The sequence below is a fragment of the Pseudomonas sp. F220 genome, assembly GCF_057813935.1.
This window is the reverse complement of record NZ_JBVASJ010000036.1, coordinates 12,109-30,112: the sequence shown is the minus strand read 5'-3', so window position 1 is coordinate 30,112 and position 18,004 is coordinate 12,109. Positions and strand designations below refer to the sequence as shown.

The following is an 18,004-nucleotide window of genomic DNA, read 5'->3' as shown; positions in this document are numbered from 1 at the left end:
TTATTTTATTTGAGGATTTTTTTATTATTGAATTTTTATAGCTATGGCATGTCGATCTTTACAGTGTTCTGATCTGGCACACATCAAGAATAAAACGATATAACTACACTGCACTGACCGGACATAGCAAATGACGCATGAACACTTCCAATTTAATAGATGATGTCTAATTGCTCCTTATAATGAACCGCTGCACATGAGAACGCCCCGACAAGTCGGGGCGCTTTCATGTGCAGCCAGGGCTTAGCGCGGGAACGCTGACGGGCTCACATCGACCGCCACTCAATCCTCCGCCAGCGAACAACAATCCAGTTCACTCAGGATTCGATGCGCCAGGCGCACCCGGGGTTCGTTGGGGTAGCTCTTGTTGGCCAGCACCACAATGCCAAACTTCTTCTCGGGGACGAAGGCCACATAAGCAGAGAACCCGCCGGTCGAACCCGTCTTGTTGACCCAGACCGCCTCCTGCGGTGTCAGTGGCGGATTCAATGCCGTGACGACATGACTGTCGTAAATCATCTTGTCGGCGTTGCCTTCAACCAGTGCACTCAGTTGCACCGGGTAGTCGTACTGCTCCCAGATCAGGTCTTGAGTCATCGGACCTACCTGGAAATAGCCCTTGCGCGTCTCCATCAGGGCGCGACCGAGTTTTGCCTCTACCTTCGCGACGCCCAGGTTGGCCTCGACAAAGCGAATCAGGTCCGTGGAGCTGGTTTTTACCGAGTAGGCCTCGTCACCCAGTACACCTGGATTCAACCGGACCGGGACATCCTGCTTGTTGTAACCCTGAGCATAGAGCGACAGCTTGCTCGCCGGGATGTTGATGAAGCTGTTGGGCATTCCGAGTGCCGGGAAGAGTCGCTGTTCCAGCGCCACCGCGAACGGCATCTTCATGCTGATTGCGGTAATCATGCCCAACGCCCCGATACTGGGGTTGGCATAGGTTCGTTGAGCACCCGGCGCATACGTCGGCTGCCACGCCTTGAAGTAGTCCATCAGCTGTTGGTTGTTCTGTACCTGATCAGGCACCTGCAAGGGGAAGCCGCCTGCGGTATGGGTCGCCAGATTGATCAGCGTCGCTTTATCGAACGGGCTACCCGCGAGCTCAGGCAGGTACTTGCCGGGGTGGTCAGTGAGAGAAAGCTGACCGTTGGCCTCGGCGTAGGTCGCCAGGGTGACCGTGAAGGTTTTACTGATGGAGCCGATTTCAAACAGCGTATCGCTCGTGACCTTCTGTTGTGTTTCCTTTGAGGCCACGCCGAAGTTGTAGAACTGCTGCTTGCCATTAGCGGTCACCGCAATGGCCAGGCCGGGAATGTTGTACTGCTGCATGACCGCTTGGGCGGCATCTTGCACGATGCTGTCGATATCCGACCGCTGGGCATTCGCCATGGCGAGGTTACCGAAAGAGACGGTGCTGGCCAGCAATAGCAATGCTGCGCAAGGCTTTGCGATAAAACGCATACAAGTGGTCCTCAGGTCTTTTTGATCGCGGGCAAACCTATCACTTTGATGCGACGGCTCCGGAAGCGATTTATCACAAAATATTTCGCCGACTCCGTAGGCCAGCCAGGCAAACCACACAAACAAAAACGCCCCGACAAGTCGGGGCGTTTTCATGTGCGGCTGCTTAGCGCGGGAACGCTGGCGGGTTTACACCAGCCATGTCTTCCATCACGCGGACTACCTGGCAGCTGTAACCGAATTCGTTGTCGTACCAAACGTACAGAACAACGCGGTTGTCTTGGCAGATGGTCGCTTCAGCATCCACAACGCCTGCGTGGCGCGAGCCAACGAAGTCGGTGGAAACCACTTCCTGTGAGTTGACGAAGTCGATTTGCTTATGCAGATCGGAGTGCAGCGCCATGTAGCGCAGGTACTCGTTCATCTCTTCACGGGTGGCGGCTTTCTCAAGGTTCAGGTTGAGAATGGCCATCGACACGTTTGGCGTTGGAACGCGGATCGCGTTACCGGTCAACTTGCCAGCCAGCTCAGGCAGCGCCTTGGCAGCGGCAGTGGCAGCACCGGTCTCGGTGATAACCATGTTCAACGCGGCGCTACGACCACGGCGATCGCCTTTGTGGAAGTTATCGATCAGGTTCTGGTCGTTGGTGTACGAGTGAACCGTTTCAACGTGACCGTTGATGATCCCGAACTTGTCGTTGACTGCCTTGAGCACCGGCACGATGGCGTTGGTGGTGCAGGAAGCCGCGGAAACGATCTTGTCGTCAGCAGTGATTTCGCCATGGTTGATACCGTGCACGATGTTCTTCAGCTTGCCTTTGCCAGGAGCGGTCAGAACAACGCGGTCGATACCCGGGCAAGACAAATGCTGACCCAGACCCTCGGCGTCACGCCATACACCCGTGTTGTCCACCAGCAGCGCGTTATTGATGCCGTACTGGGTGTAATCCACTTCAGTCGGGTTCTTCGCGTAAATCACCTGGATCAGGTTGCCGTTGGCGGTGATGGTGTTGTTGGCTTCATCAATAGTGATGGTGCCATCGAACGGACCATGAACCGAGTCACGACGCAGCAAGCTTGCACGTTTGACCAGATCATTATCGGCGCCCTTGCGGACAACGATGGCACGCAGACGCAAGCCGTCGCCACCACCGGTTTTTTCGATCAGGATGCGCGCCAGCAGACGGCCGATACGACCGAAGCCGTACAGCACAACGTCAGTGCCTTTACGTGCAGAAGCGCTTTGTTGACCAACCACATCGGCCAATTCGTCACGGACGAACTGCTCAGCAGTACGACCATTGCCTTCGGCCTTGAACTTGACGGCCAGCTTGCCCAGGTCTACCGAAGCGGCGCCGAGCTTGAGCTCGCTCATCGCTTTGAGCAGCGGGAAAGTTTCGTGGACGGACAATTCGCTGTCGTCGGACTGGCGATGGCGAGCAAAGCGGTGGGCTTTGAGTATCGCAATGACTGAACGGTTGATCAGGCTGCGGCCATAGATCGAACTCACCACATTATTATTGCGGTAGAGCTGACCGATAAGCGGAATCATCGCCTCAGCGAGCGCTTCACGATCGATCCATTCACCAAGACACTGGTCGGGCTTCTGAGTCACGGGAACCTTCCACATGTAGGGGCAGAAAAAAGGGGCTACATTATGCCGCCGACTGCACTGCGGATCAATGCGCGCCTGTCATGACGTGGTTTTCGCCCTTTGTTTCGTAGTCTGCAACTGACAGCCGGCACCTTCGCCCGCTACAATCGTTGACTTTGTCGCAACGCTTGGAGCTCAACCTTCCGTGCCCGTTCTGCGTCTACCGCTACTCCCTGCCGCTGCAGGTAAACAGCACTGGGGCAACTTGCCCGGTGCCGCCCTGAGCCTGGCCATTGCCGAGGCTGCCAGCGCTGCCAAGCGCTTCACCCTGCTGCTGACCGCCGACAGCCAAAGTGCCGAACGGCTGGAACAGGAGCTGAGTTTCTTCGCGCCTGATTTGCCGGTCCTGCATTTCCCGGACTGGGAAACCCTGCCGTACGATCTGTTTTCGCCCCATCAGGACATCATTTCCCAGCGCATCGCCAGCCTTTATCGGTTGCCGGAACTGAGTCATGGCGTTTTGGTAGTGCCGATCACCACGGCCCTACATCGTCTGGCGCCGACCAAATTCCTGCTCGGCAGTAGCCTGGTGCTGGACATCGGCCAGAAGCTCGATGTCGAGCAGATGCGTACGCGACTGGAAGCCAGTGGCTACCGCTGCGTCGATACGGTGTACGAGCATGGCGAGTTCGCGGTACGCGGCGCGCTGATCGACTTGTTCCCGATGGGCAGCAAACTGCCCTATCGCATCGACTTGTTCGATGACGAAATCGAAACCCTGCGCACCTTCGACCCGGATAACCAGCGCTCCATCGACAAGGTCGAATCGGTGCGGCTGCTGCCGGCTCGAGAGTTTCCGCTGCAAAAGGACGCCGTCACCCGCTTCAAGGCGCGCTTCCGTGAGCGTTTCGATGTCGACTTCCGTCGCTGCCCGATCTTCCAGGACCTGAGCAGTGGCATTACCCCGGCCGGGATCGAGTACTACCTGCCGCTGTTCTTCGACGAAACCTCGACCCTGTTCGACTACCTGCCCCAGGACACCCAGGTATTTTCCCTGCCAGGCATCGAACAGGCCGCCGAGAACTTCTGGAACGATGTGCGCAACCGTTATGAAGAGCGCCGCGTCGACCCCTCTCGTCCATTGCTGCCACCGGCCGAGCTGTTCTTGCCGGTAGAAGACTGCTTTGCGCGCCTGAAAAACTGGCCGCGAGTCGTCGCCAGCCAGCAAGACATAGACACCGGTGTCGGCCGCGAGCGCTTCCCGGCCAAGCCATTGCCGAACCTGGCCATCGAAGCCAAAGCCAATCAGCCGTTGGCGGCGCTGGCCAGTTTCCTCGATGAGTTTCCCGGCCGCGTACTGTTTACCGCCGAATCTGCCGGTCGCCGCGAAGTCCTGCTGGAACTGCTTGAACGCCTGAAGCTACGCCCGAAAAGCGTCGACAACTGGCCGGATTTTGTTGCCAGCAAACATCGTTTGGCGATCACCATCGCACCGTTGGACGAAGGCTTGGTGCTGGATGACCCTTCACTGGCACTGATTGCTGAAAGCCCGCTGTTCGGTCAGCGCGTGATGCAGCGTCGTCGCCGCGAAAAACGCGCCGATGGCAACAACGACGCCGTAATCAAGAACCTCACGGAGCTGCGCGAAGGTGCGCCGGTGGTGCATATCGATCACGGCGTCGGCCGCTACCTCGGCCTCGCGACGCTGGAAATCGACAATCAGGCTGCAGAATTCCTCACTCTCGCCTACGCCGAAGGGGCCAAGCTCTACGTGCCGGTGGCCAACCTGCATTTGATCGCCCGTTACACCGGCAGCGACGATGCCCTGGCCCCGCTGCACCGTTTGGGCTCGGAAACCTGGCAAAAAGCCAAACGCAAAGCCGCCGAGCAAGTACGCGACGTGGCCGCAGAACTGCTCGACATCTATGCCCGCCGCGCGGCTCGCGAGGGTTACGCCTTCGCCGACCCGAAAGCCGATTACGTCACCTTCAGTGCCGGCTTCCCGTTCGAAGAAACCCCGGACCAGCAAACCACCATCGACGCGGTACGCGCCGATATGCTCGCGCCCAAACCCATGGATCGCCTGGTCTGCGGCGACGTGGGCTTCGGCAAGACCGAAGTGGCGATGCGCGCGGCATTCATCGCCGTGCATGGTGGCCGTCAAGTAGCGATTCTGGTGCCGACCACCCTGCTCGCTCAGCAGCACTACAACAGCTTCCGCGACCGCTTTGCCGACTGGCCGGTGTCAGTGGAAGTGATGAGCCGCTTCAAGTCGACCAAGGAAATCAACGCGGCAGTCGCTGATCTGGCAGAGGGCAAGATCGACATCGTCATCGGCACCCACAAACTGCTCCAGGACGATGTAAAAATCAAAAACCTCGGCTTGGTGATCATCGACGAAGAACACCGCTTCGGTGTACGTCAGAAAGAACAGCTCAAGGCGTTGCGCAGTGAAATCGACATCCTCACCCTGACCGCCACGCCGATTCCGCGCACGCTGAACATGGCGGTGTCGGGCATGCGCGACCTGTCGATCATCGCCACGCCGCCGGCCCGTCGTCTGTCGGTGCGCACCTTCGTCATGGAGCAGAACAAGAGCACGGTCAAAGAAGCCCTGCTCCGCGAACTGCTGCGTGGCGGCCAGGTCTATTACCTGCACAACGACGTGAAGACCATCGAGAAATGCGCCGCCGATCTCGCCGAACTGGTGCCGGAGGCACGGATCGGCATCGGCCACGGGCAGATGCGTGAACGCGAACTCGAACAAGTGATGAGTGACTTCTATCACAAGCGCTTCAACGTATTGATCGCCTCGACCATCATCGAGACCGGGATCGACGTGCCGAGTGCCAACACCATTATCATCGAGCGTGCCGACAAATTCGGTCTGGCTCAATTGCATCAACTACGCGGCCGGGTTGGTCGTAGTCACCACCAGGCTTACGCTTATCTGCTGACACCGCCACGTCAGCAAATCACCCCGGACGCGGAAAAACGCCTGGAGGCCATCGCCAACACCCAGGACCTCGGCGCAGGCTTTGTGCTTGCCACCAACGACCTGGAAATTCGTGGGGCCGGCGAACTGCTCGGTGACGGTCAGAGCGGTCAGATTCAAGCCGTTGGCTTCACCCTGTATATGGAGATGCTTGAGCGCGCGGTAAAAGCCATTCGCAAGGGCGAGCAACCGAACCTCGATCAACCGTTGGGTGGCGGCCCGGAAATCAATCTGCGTTTGCCGGCGTTGATTCCCGAAGACTATCTACCCGACGTCCATGCGCGACTGATTCTCTACAAGCGCATCGCTTCGGCCACCGACGAGGAAGGCCTGAAAGATCTGCAAGTGGAAATGATCGACCGCTTCGGCCTGCTGCCGGAACCGACCAAGAATCTGGTGCGTTTGACCCTGCTGAAACTGCAGGCCGAACAGCTCGGCATCAAAAAGGTCGACGGCGGTCCGCAAGGCGGTCGTATCGAGTTCGAGTCGCAAACCCCGGTCGACCCGCTGGTATTGATCAAGCTGATCCAGGGCCAGCCCAACCGCTACAAATTCGAAGGCGCTACGATGTTCAAATTCATGGTGCCGATGGAGCGCCCGGAAGAGCGCTTCAATACAGTGGAGGCGCTGTTCGAGCGCCTCATTCCGAAAACTGCTTGAAGGACGCCGCATGCGCCTGTTTCGCTCACTGACCTTGCTTCTGACACTGGTCGCACCCACGGCGTTTGCCGACAACCTGTATCAGGTTGAAATGATCCTGGTCCGCCAGAATGCAGTGCCAGCCATTGTCAGCCGTACTGCACCGGAAGACTGGGCCGCCGGTGCCCAGCGCATCACACAGCAAGACGAACGCACGCCAAGCCTCAACAGCGAAGCGGCCAAGCTCGCTGCCAGCAGTGATTACACGGTGCTGCTGCACAAAGCCTGGGAACAAAAGCTGGGTTATGAGCCGAGTAAAATCGCAATCAGCGCGGGCAAGGAACAATATGGCCAATTCCCGATCGAGGGTACGCTCAACCTGAAACTGGGGCGCTTCACTGACGTCGACGCGGAGTTCTGGATCAATCAGATCGACAGCAACGGCCTGGTCACTGCCAGCGAACAACTTAAGCAGGAAAGCCACACCAAGAACGGCCAACTCAACTTTCTCGATAACGGACACTTGGGCCTGCTGATCAAGATCACGTCGCTTTCGGCGCCTGCTGTACAGCAAGCTCCTCTTGAAATTCCGGACTGACTGAAGTCCCTATGCCCCCGACCCTGACCAAACCTCTGGCACCTTCCTGGGTCAGTCGATTCAAAGAACAAAGTCTGGAACGTGGCCGCCGCTACGCCCTGGAAAAGCGCGTCAGAATCGTCCAGACCGGCGACAGTATGATCACCGCCAGTTGCGAAGGCTCGGGTGGCAACGTTTACCGTCAGACTATTCGACTGCGCGAGTCAGCCAAAGGCACGTTGCTGATGGTCGATGCCACCTGCTCTTGCCCGGTGCGCAGCAACTGTAAACATTGCGCGGCGGTGTTGCTGCAAGTGCAGGAAACGCTCGCTTACCCGGCTGCCGCGAAAGATGCCGAACTGCTGGAAAAGCTTCAAGCCGTTCTGGAAAACCGTAGCCCAGCCGCTTTGCCACAACTGTTGGTGGATAACGTGCAACCGGTTCCGCGCCTGTGGCTGGCGAGTATTGAGTTCAGCGCGTTCGAACCGCGCAACGGCAAAATGCAGCGCTACATCCAGCATCGCGCGGCCCTCTCTTTCAGCTATCTGGATGAATACGTCAGCGGGCAGAAGAATGCTGACATCCTGATTCGCCAGGAGCAGCAAACACTGCGGATCAAACGCCATCCCGACGTCGAAAACACCTACCGTGAACAGCTTCGAGCCCTCGGCTTCAAGATCGCTACCCGACAAAGCAAGGCACTGCCAGAAAGCGCCGGCGAGCTGTTTGAGATGGTCAACGACAGCGCCTGGCTGACCTTCACCCTGAATGAGTTGCCAACGCTGCGCGCCCAAGGCTGGGAGCTGCAGATCGACGAAGACTTCGGCTTTGATCTGACGACCGTCGATGACTGGTACGCCACGGTCGAAGAAGCACCTGAGCGGGACTGGTTTGACCTGGAGCTGGGGATTATCGTCAATGGCGAACGGCTGAGCCTGCTGCCGATCCTGCTCAATTTGATGCGTTCACACACCGAATTGCTCAACCCGGAACGGCTCGCAAAACGCCGCGACGACGAGCTAATCCTGGTGAACATCCCCAACCGGCCCAACTCCGAGTATGGTCCGTTGCAGGTTGCCCTGCCGTTCGGCCGTTTGAAGCCGGTGCTGGCGACCCTTGGCGAGTTCTATTTACAAGAACCCGGCACCACCACGCTGCGTTTGAGCAGCGCCGATGCAACACGCCTGAACCCACTGGAAGATTTACCGCTGCTTTGGGAAGGCGGCGAACACATCCGCACCTTCGCCCAGCGTCTGCGGGATATCAAAGACTACTCAACCACCGCACCTGAAGGCCTGAACGCAACGCTACGGCCTTATCAGCTGGAAGGTTTGAGCTGGATGCAGTCACTGCGGCAACTGGAAGTCGGCGGGATCCTCGCGGACGACATGGGATTGGGCAAAACCCTGCAAACCCTCGCCCATGTGCTGAGCGAGAAGAACGCGGGGCGCCTGGACCGGCCGTGCATGGTGGTGATGCCCACCAGCCTGATCCCCAACTGGCTTGATGAGGCGGCGCACTTCACACCGCAACTCAAAGTGCTGGCGCTGTACGGTGCCGGGCGCAAAAAATATTTCGACGAGTTGACGGATTACGACCTGATCCTGACTACCTATGCGCTGCTGCCCAAGGATGTCGAGCGTCTCGCCGCCCTGCCACTGCACGTTCTGGTCCTCGATGAAGCGCAATACATCAAGAACCCCAACAGCAAGGCAGCCCATGCCGCACGCGAGCTCAATGCCCGGCAACGCCTGTGCTTGAGCGGCACGCCGCTGGAAAATCATTTAGGTGAACTGTGGTCGCTGTTTCACTTCCTGTTGCCTGGCTGGCTCGGTGACGTGAAGACCTTCAATCGCGACTACCGTGTGCCGATCGAAAAGCGCGCCAGCGAAGTACGGCTGCAGCATCTCAATGGCCGGATCAAACCCTTTCTGTTGCGCCGGACCAAAGAACAGGTCGCCACCGAACTGCCACCGAAAACCGAGATTATTCACTGGGTCGAACTCAACGAGGCGCAGCGCGACGTTTATGAAACCATGCGCCTGGCCATGGACAAGAAAGTCCGCGACGAGATTACCCGCAAAGGCGTTGCCCGCAGTCAGATCATCATTCTTGAGGCGCTGCTCAAGCTGCGGCAGGTCTGCTGTGATTTACGACTGGTCAATGATGCCCCACCGGCGCGCGGCAGCTCTTCGGGAAAACTCGACAGCCTGATGGAAATGCTCGAGGAGCTTTTTGAAGAAGGACGGAGAATTCTGCTGTTCTCCCAATTCACCTCGATGCTGGCCCTGATCGAAGTAGAACTGAAACGCCGCGGTGTCGCCTATGCGCTGTTAACCGGACAAACCCGGGATCGACGCACGCCCGTGAAGGAGTTCCAGAGTGGCAAGCTGCAAATCTTCCTGATCAGCCTGAAAGCCGGTGGTGTGGGCTTGAACCTGACCGAGGCCGACACCGTCATCCACTACGATCCGTGGTGGAACCCGGCCACCGAAAACCAGGCCACCGACCGTGCTTATCGCATCGGTCAGGAGAAACCGGTATTCGTCTACAAGATGATCGCTCGCGGAACCGTCGAAGAGAAGATTCAGCATCTACAAAAGGAAAAATCCGACCTGGCGGCGGGTGTACTGGATGGGCGCAAGACCGGGGATTGGAAGCTGCAGAGCGATGATATTGAAGCGTTGTTTGCGCCGTTGCCAGATAAGAAAGCCGGACGGTAGAACGCACATTTCCAAGACACACACCACGTGCGTAGCAGTTGCCGCCAGGCTACGCCCGGCCGCGTAGCGGCCGTAAACCCCGCCAGCCCGGTTTATCTGCATTACCCGCGCGCAGAGGTTTTACGACCGCTGCGCGGCCGAACGCAGGCTTCGCCAGCGGCTACAGAGAGTACGTCTTAAACGTTGGCTGCCAGCACCCGCGCCAAGGTCGATTTAACCTTGCCCATGCCGTCATGCAGCGCCTGCTCGATCTCGGCCATGGTGATCACCGCGGTGGACTTGCCCGCTGCCGGATTCACTACCAATGCCAGACAGGCGTAAGCCAGATCCAGCTCGCGAGCCAAAGCGGCTTCCGGCATGCCGGTCATGCCAACGATATCGCAACCGTCACGCTCCAGACGGGCGATCTCGGCCACGGTCTCCAGACGCGGCCCTTGGGTGCAGGCATACACGCCATGACTGCTGTAGGCACAACCCTCAGCAGCCAGCGCGGCAATCAGTTGCTCACGCAGTGGCTCACTGTAGGGATAGCTGAAGTCGATGTGAGTGACCTGTTCCAGATCATCGGCAAAGTAGGTGTGATCACGGCCGCTGGTGTAGTCGATCAACTGGTGCGGCACACAGAAATGTCCGGCGCCCATCGCCGCATGAATCCCGCCCACAGCGTTGACCGCCAGAATCGCCTCGGCACCCGCTTGTTTCAGCGCCCAGAGGTTGGCCCGGTAGTTCACCTGATGCGGTGGGAAACGGTGAGGATGGCCGTGGCGCGCCAGAAACAGCACTTCACGCCCCGCGTATTCGCCGAACTGGATGTCAGCCGAAGGTGCCCCGTACGGCGTATCCAGCGGCAACGATTGGCGAATGCTCAAGCCTTCGAGTTGAGTGAGACCAGTGCCACCGATAATCGCGTAAACCGTCATTGCAAAAATCCTTAATCAATCAGTTGAGCGTCTTTGAGCGCGCCAAGGGCCGCCAACCAGCGTGGGTCCTGGCGGTATTCGGTACTTGCGAACGCTTTGCCGCGCATCCGCGCAATACGCGCTGACGGCGTGACCTTCAATCGTTGGGCAGCACTCAAGGCCAGCTCGGCAGCCGCACGATCGTTACACACCAGGCCCATGTCGCAACCGGCCGACAGCGCCGCCTCGATTCGACTCGCAGCATCGCCCACCACATGAGCACCGGCCATGGACAAGTCGTCGCTGAAAATGACGCCGTCAAATTGCAATTCGCCACGCAGAATGTCCTGCAACCAACGGCGAGAGAAACCAGCAGGTTGGGAATCGACCTGAGGGTAGATGACATGGGCGGGCATCACCGCCGCCAGCTGCTTGCTCAAACGGGCAAACGGCACCAGATCATTCGCGCGAATGTCTTCGAGGCTGCGCTCGTCAGTCGGGATGGCCACATGGGAATCAGCCTCTGCCCAGCCGTGACCGGGAAAGTGCTTGCCGGTGGCAGCCATACCGGCACTGTTCATACCGCGAATGAACGCACCCGCCAGTAAAGCGGCACGCTGCGGGTCACCTTCAAATGAACGACTGCCAACAACGGCACTGCGCTGATAGTCCAGGTCCAGTACCGGGGCGAAGCTCAAGTCGAGGCCGACGGCCAACACTTCAGTCGCCATGATCCAGCCACACTGCTCGGCCAGATACTCGGCATTGGGGTTATCGGCAATTGCCCGCATCGCCGGCAAACGCACAAAACCCTGGCGCAACCGCTGCACCCGACCGCCCTCCTGGTCTACCGCCAGCAGCAGGTCCGGACGAACTGCACGGATCGACGCACTCAGCTCACGCACCTGGCGCGGATGTTCGATATTGCGCGCAAAAATGATCAAACCGCCCACTTCGGGTTGACGCAACAATTGGCGATCTTCAGCCGTCAGCCAGGTACCGGCGACGTCCACCATCAAGGAGCCTTGCAGGCCAGATGTCATAGAAATTCCTTAATAACAGGATGCGCGCACGGCACGTCGACGACGAGCCCGGTTCGGCGCAGACGCACGACCGGATCGCCATCGGCAAAGCCTGGCAAAAGAGGGTCGGCGAAAGGGATATGGAGCGGATCTAAAACTGAAGTCGGCATGGGCGGCTAGCTTAGCGGATGTAAGCAGCTGCGCCCACCCGTGCGCGGTTAAACCTTGGCTACCGAGGGGGTCGATTTACTACGCGGCCTTAGCTGTGCGGTGGCCATGCCAGCATCGGTGACACCCGTTTCGGCGCGCATCCCGGCCGCAAGAAACGGCACCATCAAACGCATCACCTGCTCAATCGACGTATTGACCCCAAAATCGGTCTCGGCAATCGCCCGCAGGGCTTTGATACCCGACATGCTAAACGCTGCCGCACCCAGCATGAAGTGCACACGCCAGAACAACTCGATAGGTGGAATACGCGGCGCAGCATCGTTGACCAGCATCATGTAGCGGCGGAACACCTTGCCATACATGTCTTCCAGATAGCGACGCAAATGCCCCTGGCTCTGACTGAAGGCCAGCCCCAGCAAGCGCATGAAAATAGAGAGATCGTTGCCACTGCGTGGCTGCACCACAAGCGCCTGCTCGACGAGGATTTCCAGCAGTTCTTCCAGGCTCGGTTTGCTATCGGGCTTGGACTGACGTCGCTCAAGCTCGCGGTCAAGACTGATGCAGAAGGGACCGAGGAAACGCGAAAAAACCGCCTGAATCAGCGCCTTTTTTGAACCGAAATGATAATTCACCGCAGCCAGATTAACCCCGGCCTTGCTGGTGATCAGCCGCAATGAGGTTTCGGCAAACCCTTTTTCCGCGAACAACTGCTCGGCAGCATCAAGAATACGTTCAACGGTTTCCGACTGTGCCATGACTACTCCGCCTGACAAACACTTGTTTGAAACATACGTTTCAGCCTTTGCCTTGTCAAGCCTGCCTGTCCGTTTTCCGGCCGGTCAGTCACCTATTTAATCACACAAGACTGACTGTGTAGTCAGTTCTGTAACTCATGGCTCGATCACCTGCAACCCGACCGTCCAGCGGGCTGAATAAAAAGGAGGATTGCCAAGAATCACCCACTGTATATAATCCCAGTCACTGTATAAAAAGACAGAGCGATCGACATGCTAAAACTGACGCCACGCCAAGCTGAGATTCTGGCTTTTATCAAACGCTGCCTCGAAGACAACGGCTACCCGCCAACCCGTGCGGAAATCGCTCAGGAACTGGGTTTCAAATCACCCAACGCCGCTGAAGAACACCTCAAGGCGCTGGCCCGCAAGGGCGCGATCGAGATGACGCCAGGCGCTTCTCGCGGGATTCGTATTCCCGGCTTCGAAACCAAGGGAGGCGATGACTTTTCCCTGCCGATCATTGGCCGGGTCGCCGCCGGCGCACCGATTCTCGCTCAGCAGCACATCGAAGAATCCTGCAACATAAACCCGGCCTTCTTCCATCCTCGCGCCGACTACCTGTTGCGCGTACACGGCATGAGCATGAAAGACGTCGGCATTTTCGACGGCGACTTGCTCGCGGTTCATACCACTCGCGAAGCCCGTAATGGTCAGATCGTGGTCGCACGGATCGGCGATGAAGTCACCGTGAAGCGCTTCAAGCGTGAAGGCAGCAAAGTCTGGCTTATGGCCGAAAACCCTGAGTTCGCCCCTATCGAAGTGAACCTGAAAGATCAGGATCTGGTGATCGAAGGCTTGAGTGTCGGCGTCATTCGCCGCTAAAGGAGGCTTTATGCAGTTCCCTCACACACCACAGCATGCACAACTGCCACTGTTCGAGGCATTTATGGCCCAGCCACTCGCCCCGATCCTCAAAGATGTGGTTGAGTCGCCCTGGAGCGCCGAGCCCGAAGCTTTCAGTGAACTGTCGTTACGCGGTGCGGCCGGGAACTGCCTGAACCTGTTGGCCCCCATCCTCAGAGAACTGAGCCAGGATCAGGACGCTCGCTGGCTGACCCTGATCGCCCCGCCATCGAGCCTGACCCAGACCTGGCTACGGGATGCAGGACTGAACCGCGAGCGGATTTTGCTACTGCAACCGCGCGGCACACAGAGCGCTCAGCAACTGACGTGCGAAGCATTGCGCCTGGGCCGCAGTCATACCGTTGTCAGCTGGCTCAACCCACTGAGCTCCAACGCACGGGCACAGCTGATCAGCGCGGCCCGCACAGGGAACGCGCAAAGTCTGAACATTCGCTTGGGTTGATCAACAGGACTGTAACGACATCTGAATAACATGGGTTTCTCAAGAATAGAGAAGCCGATTTGATGCGACGAATTGCACCAAGAAAACCGACAGACGGACTCAGTGGAGAATCCGTGGCCCGTCTTCTTTCTCAAAATCGCCTTCAGCCAGACGCCCAGCCATCTGCACACCAACGCTCAACATGGCCTTGGCTACTTCAACGTGCTGACCTTGCAGAAACGCTTTGGCATCTTCGGAAAAGTCCAAAGTAACCAGAGAACCCTCGTCCTCAGCCCTGCGCAGCTCAATACGGCCGTCAGGCAACTCAACAATTTCTAGAAAGGACGTTGGCATAAAGGTCTGTTCTCCACGAAAGGCCGGCATTGTAGCAGCTGGCGAAGCCTGCGTCCGGCAGCGCAGCAGTCGTAAAATCATGCGCTGCGGTGTTTCAGGTATATCCCGGATGTAGGATTTGCGACTGCTGCGCTGCCGGACGCAGGCTTCGACAGCGGCTACAGATCGCCTCAGCTTTCGTTAAGCCCATCTCGAAAACGAATCGCCAACGCTTTCAGATTCTGACGCCAGCTCTCCAGCTCTTCCCGACTCAACTCTGGCTCTACTTCTTCATCAAGGTTGATCGCAACGATCAACGGCTGCGTCACATCACCCTTGGGTTTATGCGGCACTCGTGGCGGCTGAAACATCGCAGCATAAGCGGCCAACAACTTCGCCAGCCAGGTTTCAGGGTTTTGCGCCAACTCCACCAGCTCAGCCAGCTCAGGGATGGCGAGGGTCTCAAGCACTTCGCGAGTCAGCAGCAATTCCGCTCGCGGCGCATTGGCCTGAGGCAGGCGGTAGAAGCCGGCGATCTCATGGCAAAGCCCAAGCAATGCACCGTACAGGTGAAACAACACTGATTCGCGCCCTGCCTGAACCAGCGCCTGGGAGTTAATCGCCCGCCCCTCTTCGGATCTAGCCAGCGCTTCCAACGAAAGACCGGCGAAATAAATTTTCTGATTGGTACGGGTATAAAGTTCGTGGGCCATGACGGCAGTCTCCACAACGAAGTAATTGCTTCACGCAGGTCGGACAGTGTCGTGGATCACCTCCGCTTCCCGCAAGCCCAAAACAAAAAGGCCACATGAAAACCCGAGGGTTCACATGCGGCCTTTTCAGTACAGCGCCTTTTAAGACTTGGCTGATGGACGCTTGTCTTCAACCGTCCACTTGCCACCGTCGTAATACGCCTTCCAGCCAGTCGGCTTACCGTCGACTTCTGTCTGCACGTATTGCTCTTTGGTCTTGCGGCTGTAACGGATCACTGACGGGAGGCCATCCGGGTCCTTCTTCGGCGCTTCGCAGAGGAAGTGATACTTCGGATCAATCTCGTCCTTGTGCGGCACGATCTCAATCACCAGCGGAGCACGGGTCTCGCGATTTTTAGGGAACTGGCTGGCCGCCAGGAACAGACCGGAAGCACCGTCACGCAGGATATAAGTGTCGTTGACCTTCTCGCACTTGAGTTCCGGCATTTTCACCGGATCCATCTTCGGCGGCGCTGCGTCACCGCTTTTCAGCAGTTTTCGGGTGTTCTTACAGGTCGCATTGGTGCAACCAAAGAACTTGCCGAAACGGCCGGTCTTGAGCTGCATCTCGCTGCCGCACTTATCGCATTCCAGACTCGGGCCTTCGTAGCCCTTGATACGGTAGCTGCCTTCTTCGATCTCATAGCCTGCGCAATCCGGGTTGTTACCGCAGATATGCAGTTTGCGCTTCTCATCGAGCAGGTAGGCATCCATCGCCGTGCTGCAGATCGGGCAGCGATGCTTGCCGCGCAACACCAGCGATTCCGATTCACCTTCGTCATCGGCGGCGATTTCATCGCCCGGCACCAGGTTGACAGTGGCCTTGCAGCGCTCTTTCGGCGGCAGGCTGTAGCCCGAGCAACCGAGGAAAACGCCAGTCGATGCAGTACGAATCTGCATCGGACGACCGCAGACCACACACGGAATATCCGTCATGACCGGCTGGTTCGCGCGCATGCCACCTTCAGCGCTTTCGGCTACTTCGAGCTTTTTCTTGAAGTCGCCGTAGAACTCGTCGAGCACGTTTTTCCAGTCGCGTTCGCCCTGGGCGACGTCATCGAGGTTCTCTTCCATGCCGGCGGTGAAGCCGTAGTCCATCAGGTTGGAGAAGCTCTCGGACAAACGCTCGGTGACGATATCGCCCATCTTTTCAGAGTAAAAACGACGGTTGTGCAGCGCGACGTAGCCGCGGTCCTGGATCGTCGAAATAATCGCGGCATAAGTCGAAGGACGACCAATACCGCGCTTTTCCATTTCCTTGACCAGGCTTGCTTCAGAGTAACGGGCTGGCGGCTTGGTGAAGTGCTGGCTCGGGTCGAGCTTGATCAGCTTCATCACGTCGCCCTGAGCCATGTCCGGCAACACATCATCGTCGCCAGGCTTGGCCATTTGCGGCATGACACGGGTGTAGCCGTCGAACTTGAGGATCCGGCCCTTGGCCCGTAGCTCGAAGGTCCCAGCAGCGACACTGACGGTGGTCGACAGGTATTGCGCCGGCAGCATCTGGCAAGCGACAAACTGGCGCCAGATCAGCTCGTAGAGACGCTCAGCGTCACGCTCCATACCCACCAGCTTGCTTGGGTCGGTATTCACGTCGGAAGGACGAATGGCTTCGTGAGCCTCTTGCGCGCCTTCCTTGCTGCTGTAGACGTTTGGCGCGGCCGGCAGGTATTTGCTGCCGAATTCGCCTTCAATATAGGTACGCGCCATTTCCACGGCATCAGCCGAGAGATTGGTCGAGTCGGTACGCATATAAGTGATGTAGCCTGCTTCGTACAGACGCTGAGCCATCATCATGGTTTTCTTCACACCGAAGCCCAGACGGTTACTACCGGCCTGTTGCAGGGTGGAAGTAATGAACGGTGCCGACGGCTTGCTGCTGGTCGGTTTATCTTCGCGCTTGACGATGGTGTAACTGGAAGCCTTGAGCTTTTCCAGTGCAGCCATAGCGTGGGTTTCATTGAGCGGCTTGAAGGCTTCGCCGTTTTCACGGGCCACTTCAAAACGAACGTTGGCGCCCTTGGTAGTACCGAGGTCCGCATGGACTTCCCAATACTCTTCCGGGTTGAACGCACGAATTTCACGCTCACGCTCAACGACCAGCTTCACCGCAACCGATTGCACACGACCGGCGGACAAACCACGAGCGATCTTCTGCCACAGCAGAGGCGAGACCATGTAACCCACCACGCGGTCAAGGAAACGACGCGCTTGTTGGGCGTTGACCCGATCGATGTCCAGCTCGCCTGGTTTGGAGAAGGCTTCCTGAATCGCCTTCTTGGTGATTTCGTTGAACACCACGCGCTTGTAGCGGCTGTCGTCACCACCGATGGCTTCGCGCAGGTGCCAGGCAATGGCTTCCCCCTCGCGATCCAAGTCGGTTGCGAGATAGATGGTGTCAGCATCTTTGGCGAGCCGGCGCAGCTCTTCGATGACCTTTTCCTTTCCAGGGAGAATCTCGTACTTGGCTTTCCAGCCATGATCGGGATCGACACCCATGCGCGAGACCAGCTGCTTGCGCGCCTTCTCTTTCGGAGAGAGCGCAGGCACTTCACCTGCGGCGGCCTTGCCACGCTTGGCAGCAGGTTCTTTGCTGGCGCTAGCCGAACCGCTGGTGGGCAGGTCTCGGATATGGCCGATACTCGACTTCACCACGTATTGGTTGCCCAGATACTTGTTGATGGTCTTGGCCTTAGCCGGGGATTCCACAATGACCAGCGATTTGCCCATGGATCAGAAAATTCCTGAATTCT

General features: G+C 57.9%; 13 protein-coding genes. 5 read left to right on the top strand and 8 right to left on the bottom strand.

Translation table 11 applies throughout. The features are described 5' to 3' along the window. Positions 1-282: 282 nt before the first annotated feature. Together ampC and ACZYSM_RS23870 are read right to left on the bottom strand one after the other, a co-directional pair. Positions 283-1,464: a class C beta-lactamase gene (gene ampC, locus ACZYSM_RS23875; RefSeq protein WP_489075246.1), complete on the bottom strand. Its 1,182-nt coding sequence runs from the start codon at positions 1,462-1,464 to the stop codon at positions 283-285. Positions 1,465-1,630: 166 nt separating this feature from the next. Further along, positions 1,631-3,094 (bottom strand): glyceraldehyde-3-phosphate dehydrogenase, encoded by a 1,464-nt coding sequence (locus tag ACZYSM_RS23870; RefSeq protein ID WP_489075244.1) that lies wholly within the window; start codon positions 3,092-3,094, stop codon positions 1,631-1,633. 169 nt (positions 3,095-3,263) lie between these two features. On the opposite strand from ACZYSM_RS23870, the gene mfd reads away from it, so the two are divergent. Genes mfd through ACZYSM_RS23855 form a run of 3 tightly spaced genes read left to right on the top strand, consistent with a single transcriptional unit; the run spans position 3,264 to position 9,992 of the window. After that, the gene (mfd, locus tag ACZYSM_RS23865) at positions 3,264-6,713 is read left to right on the top strand and encodes a transcription-repair coupling factor (RefSeq protein WP_489075242.1); all 3,450 of its coding nucleotides are present in this window, start codon (positions 3,264-3,266) and stop codon (positions 6,711-6,713) included. Between the two features lie 10 nt (positions 6,714-6,723). Continuing rightward, positions 6,724-7,290 carry a CsiV family protein gene (locus ACZYSM_RS23860; protein WP_489075240.1) on the top strand — a complete coding sequence of 189 codons (567 nt, stop codon included), beginning with the start codon at positions 6,724-6,726 and terminating at the stop codon, positions 7,288-7,290. Between the two features lie 11 nt (positions 7,291-7,301). Then, positions 7,302-9,992: an SNF2-related protein gene (locus ACZYSM_RS23855; RefSeq protein WP_489075238.1), complete on the top strand. Its 2,691-nt coding sequence runs from the start codon at positions 7,302-7,304 to the stop codon at positions 9,990-9,992. 176 nt (positions 9,993-10,168) lie between these two features. Here the strand turns inward: ACZYSM_RS23855 and ACZYSM_RS23850 are convergent, their stop codons facing one another. The 3 genes from ACZYSM_RS23850 to ACZYSM_RS23840 all read right to left on the bottom strand — a co-directional run bounded on the left by ACZYSM_RS23850 (position 10,169) and on the right by ACZYSM_RS23840 (position 12,839). Next, on the bottom strand, positions 10,169-10,912 hold the full coding sequence (locus ACZYSM_RS23850; RefSeq protein WP_489075236.1) for an S-methyl-5'-thioinosine phosphorylase: 744 nt from the start codon (positions 10,910-10,912) through the stop codon (positions 10,169-10,171). Between the two features lie 11 nt (positions 10,913-10,923). Beyond that, a complete protein-coding gene (gene nagZ, locus ACZYSM_RS23845; protein WP_489075298.1) occupies positions 10,924-11,922 on the bottom strand; it encodes a beta-N-acetylhexosaminidase in 999 nt (332 codons plus the stop codon). A 209-nt stretch (positions 11,923-12,131) separates the two neighbouring features. Then, positions 12,132-12,839: a TetR/AcrR family transcriptional regulator gene (locus tag ACZYSM_RS23840; RefSeq protein ID WP_489075234.1), complete on the bottom strand. Its 708-nt coding sequence runs from the start codon at positions 12,837-12,839 to the stop codon at positions 12,132-12,134. 252 nt (positions 12,840-13,091) lie between these two features. On the opposite strand from ACZYSM_RS23840, the gene lexA reads away from it, so the two are divergent. Further along, a complete protein-coding gene (gene lexA, locus ACZYSM_RS23835; RefSeq protein ID WP_489075231.1) occupies positions 13,092-13,703 on the top strand; it encodes a transcriptional repressor LexA in 612 nt (203 codons plus the stop codon). 10 nt (positions 13,704-13,713) lie between these two features. Further along, entirely contained in the window at positions 13,714-14,187 is a 474-nt protein-coding gene (gene sulA, locus ACZYSM_RS23830) for an SOS-induced cell division inhibitor SulA (protein ID WP_489075229.1), read from the top strand. A gap of 99 nt (positions 14,188-14,286) precedes the next feature. Here the strand turns inward: sulA and ACZYSM_RS23825 are convergent, their stop codons facing one another. The 3 genes from ACZYSM_RS23825 to topA all read right to left on the bottom strand — a co-directional run bounded on the left by ACZYSM_RS23825 (position 14,287) and on the right by topA (position 17,981). After that, the gene (locus ACZYSM_RS23825; protein WP_489075296.1) at positions 14,287-14,520 is read right to left on the bottom strand and encodes a hypothetical protein; all 234 of its coding nucleotides are present in this window, start codon (positions 14,518-14,520) and stop codon (positions 14,287-14,289) included. A 170-nt stretch (positions 14,521-14,690) separates the two neighbouring features. After that, positions 14,691-15,212 carry a DUF6586 family protein gene (locus tag ACZYSM_RS23820; RefSeq protein ID WP_489075227.1) on the bottom strand — a complete coding sequence of 174 codons (522 nt, stop codon included), beginning with the start codon at positions 15,210-15,212 and terminating at the stop codon, positions 14,691-14,693. A gap of 141 nt (positions 15,213-15,353) precedes the next feature. After that, positions 15,354-17,981, bottom strand: coding sequence for a type I DNA topoisomerase (topA, locus tag ACZYSM_RS23815; RefSeq protein WP_489075225.1), 2,628 nt, complete (start codon positions 17,979-17,981; stop codon positions 15,354-15,356). Positions 17,982-18,004: the final 23 nt, after the last annotated feature.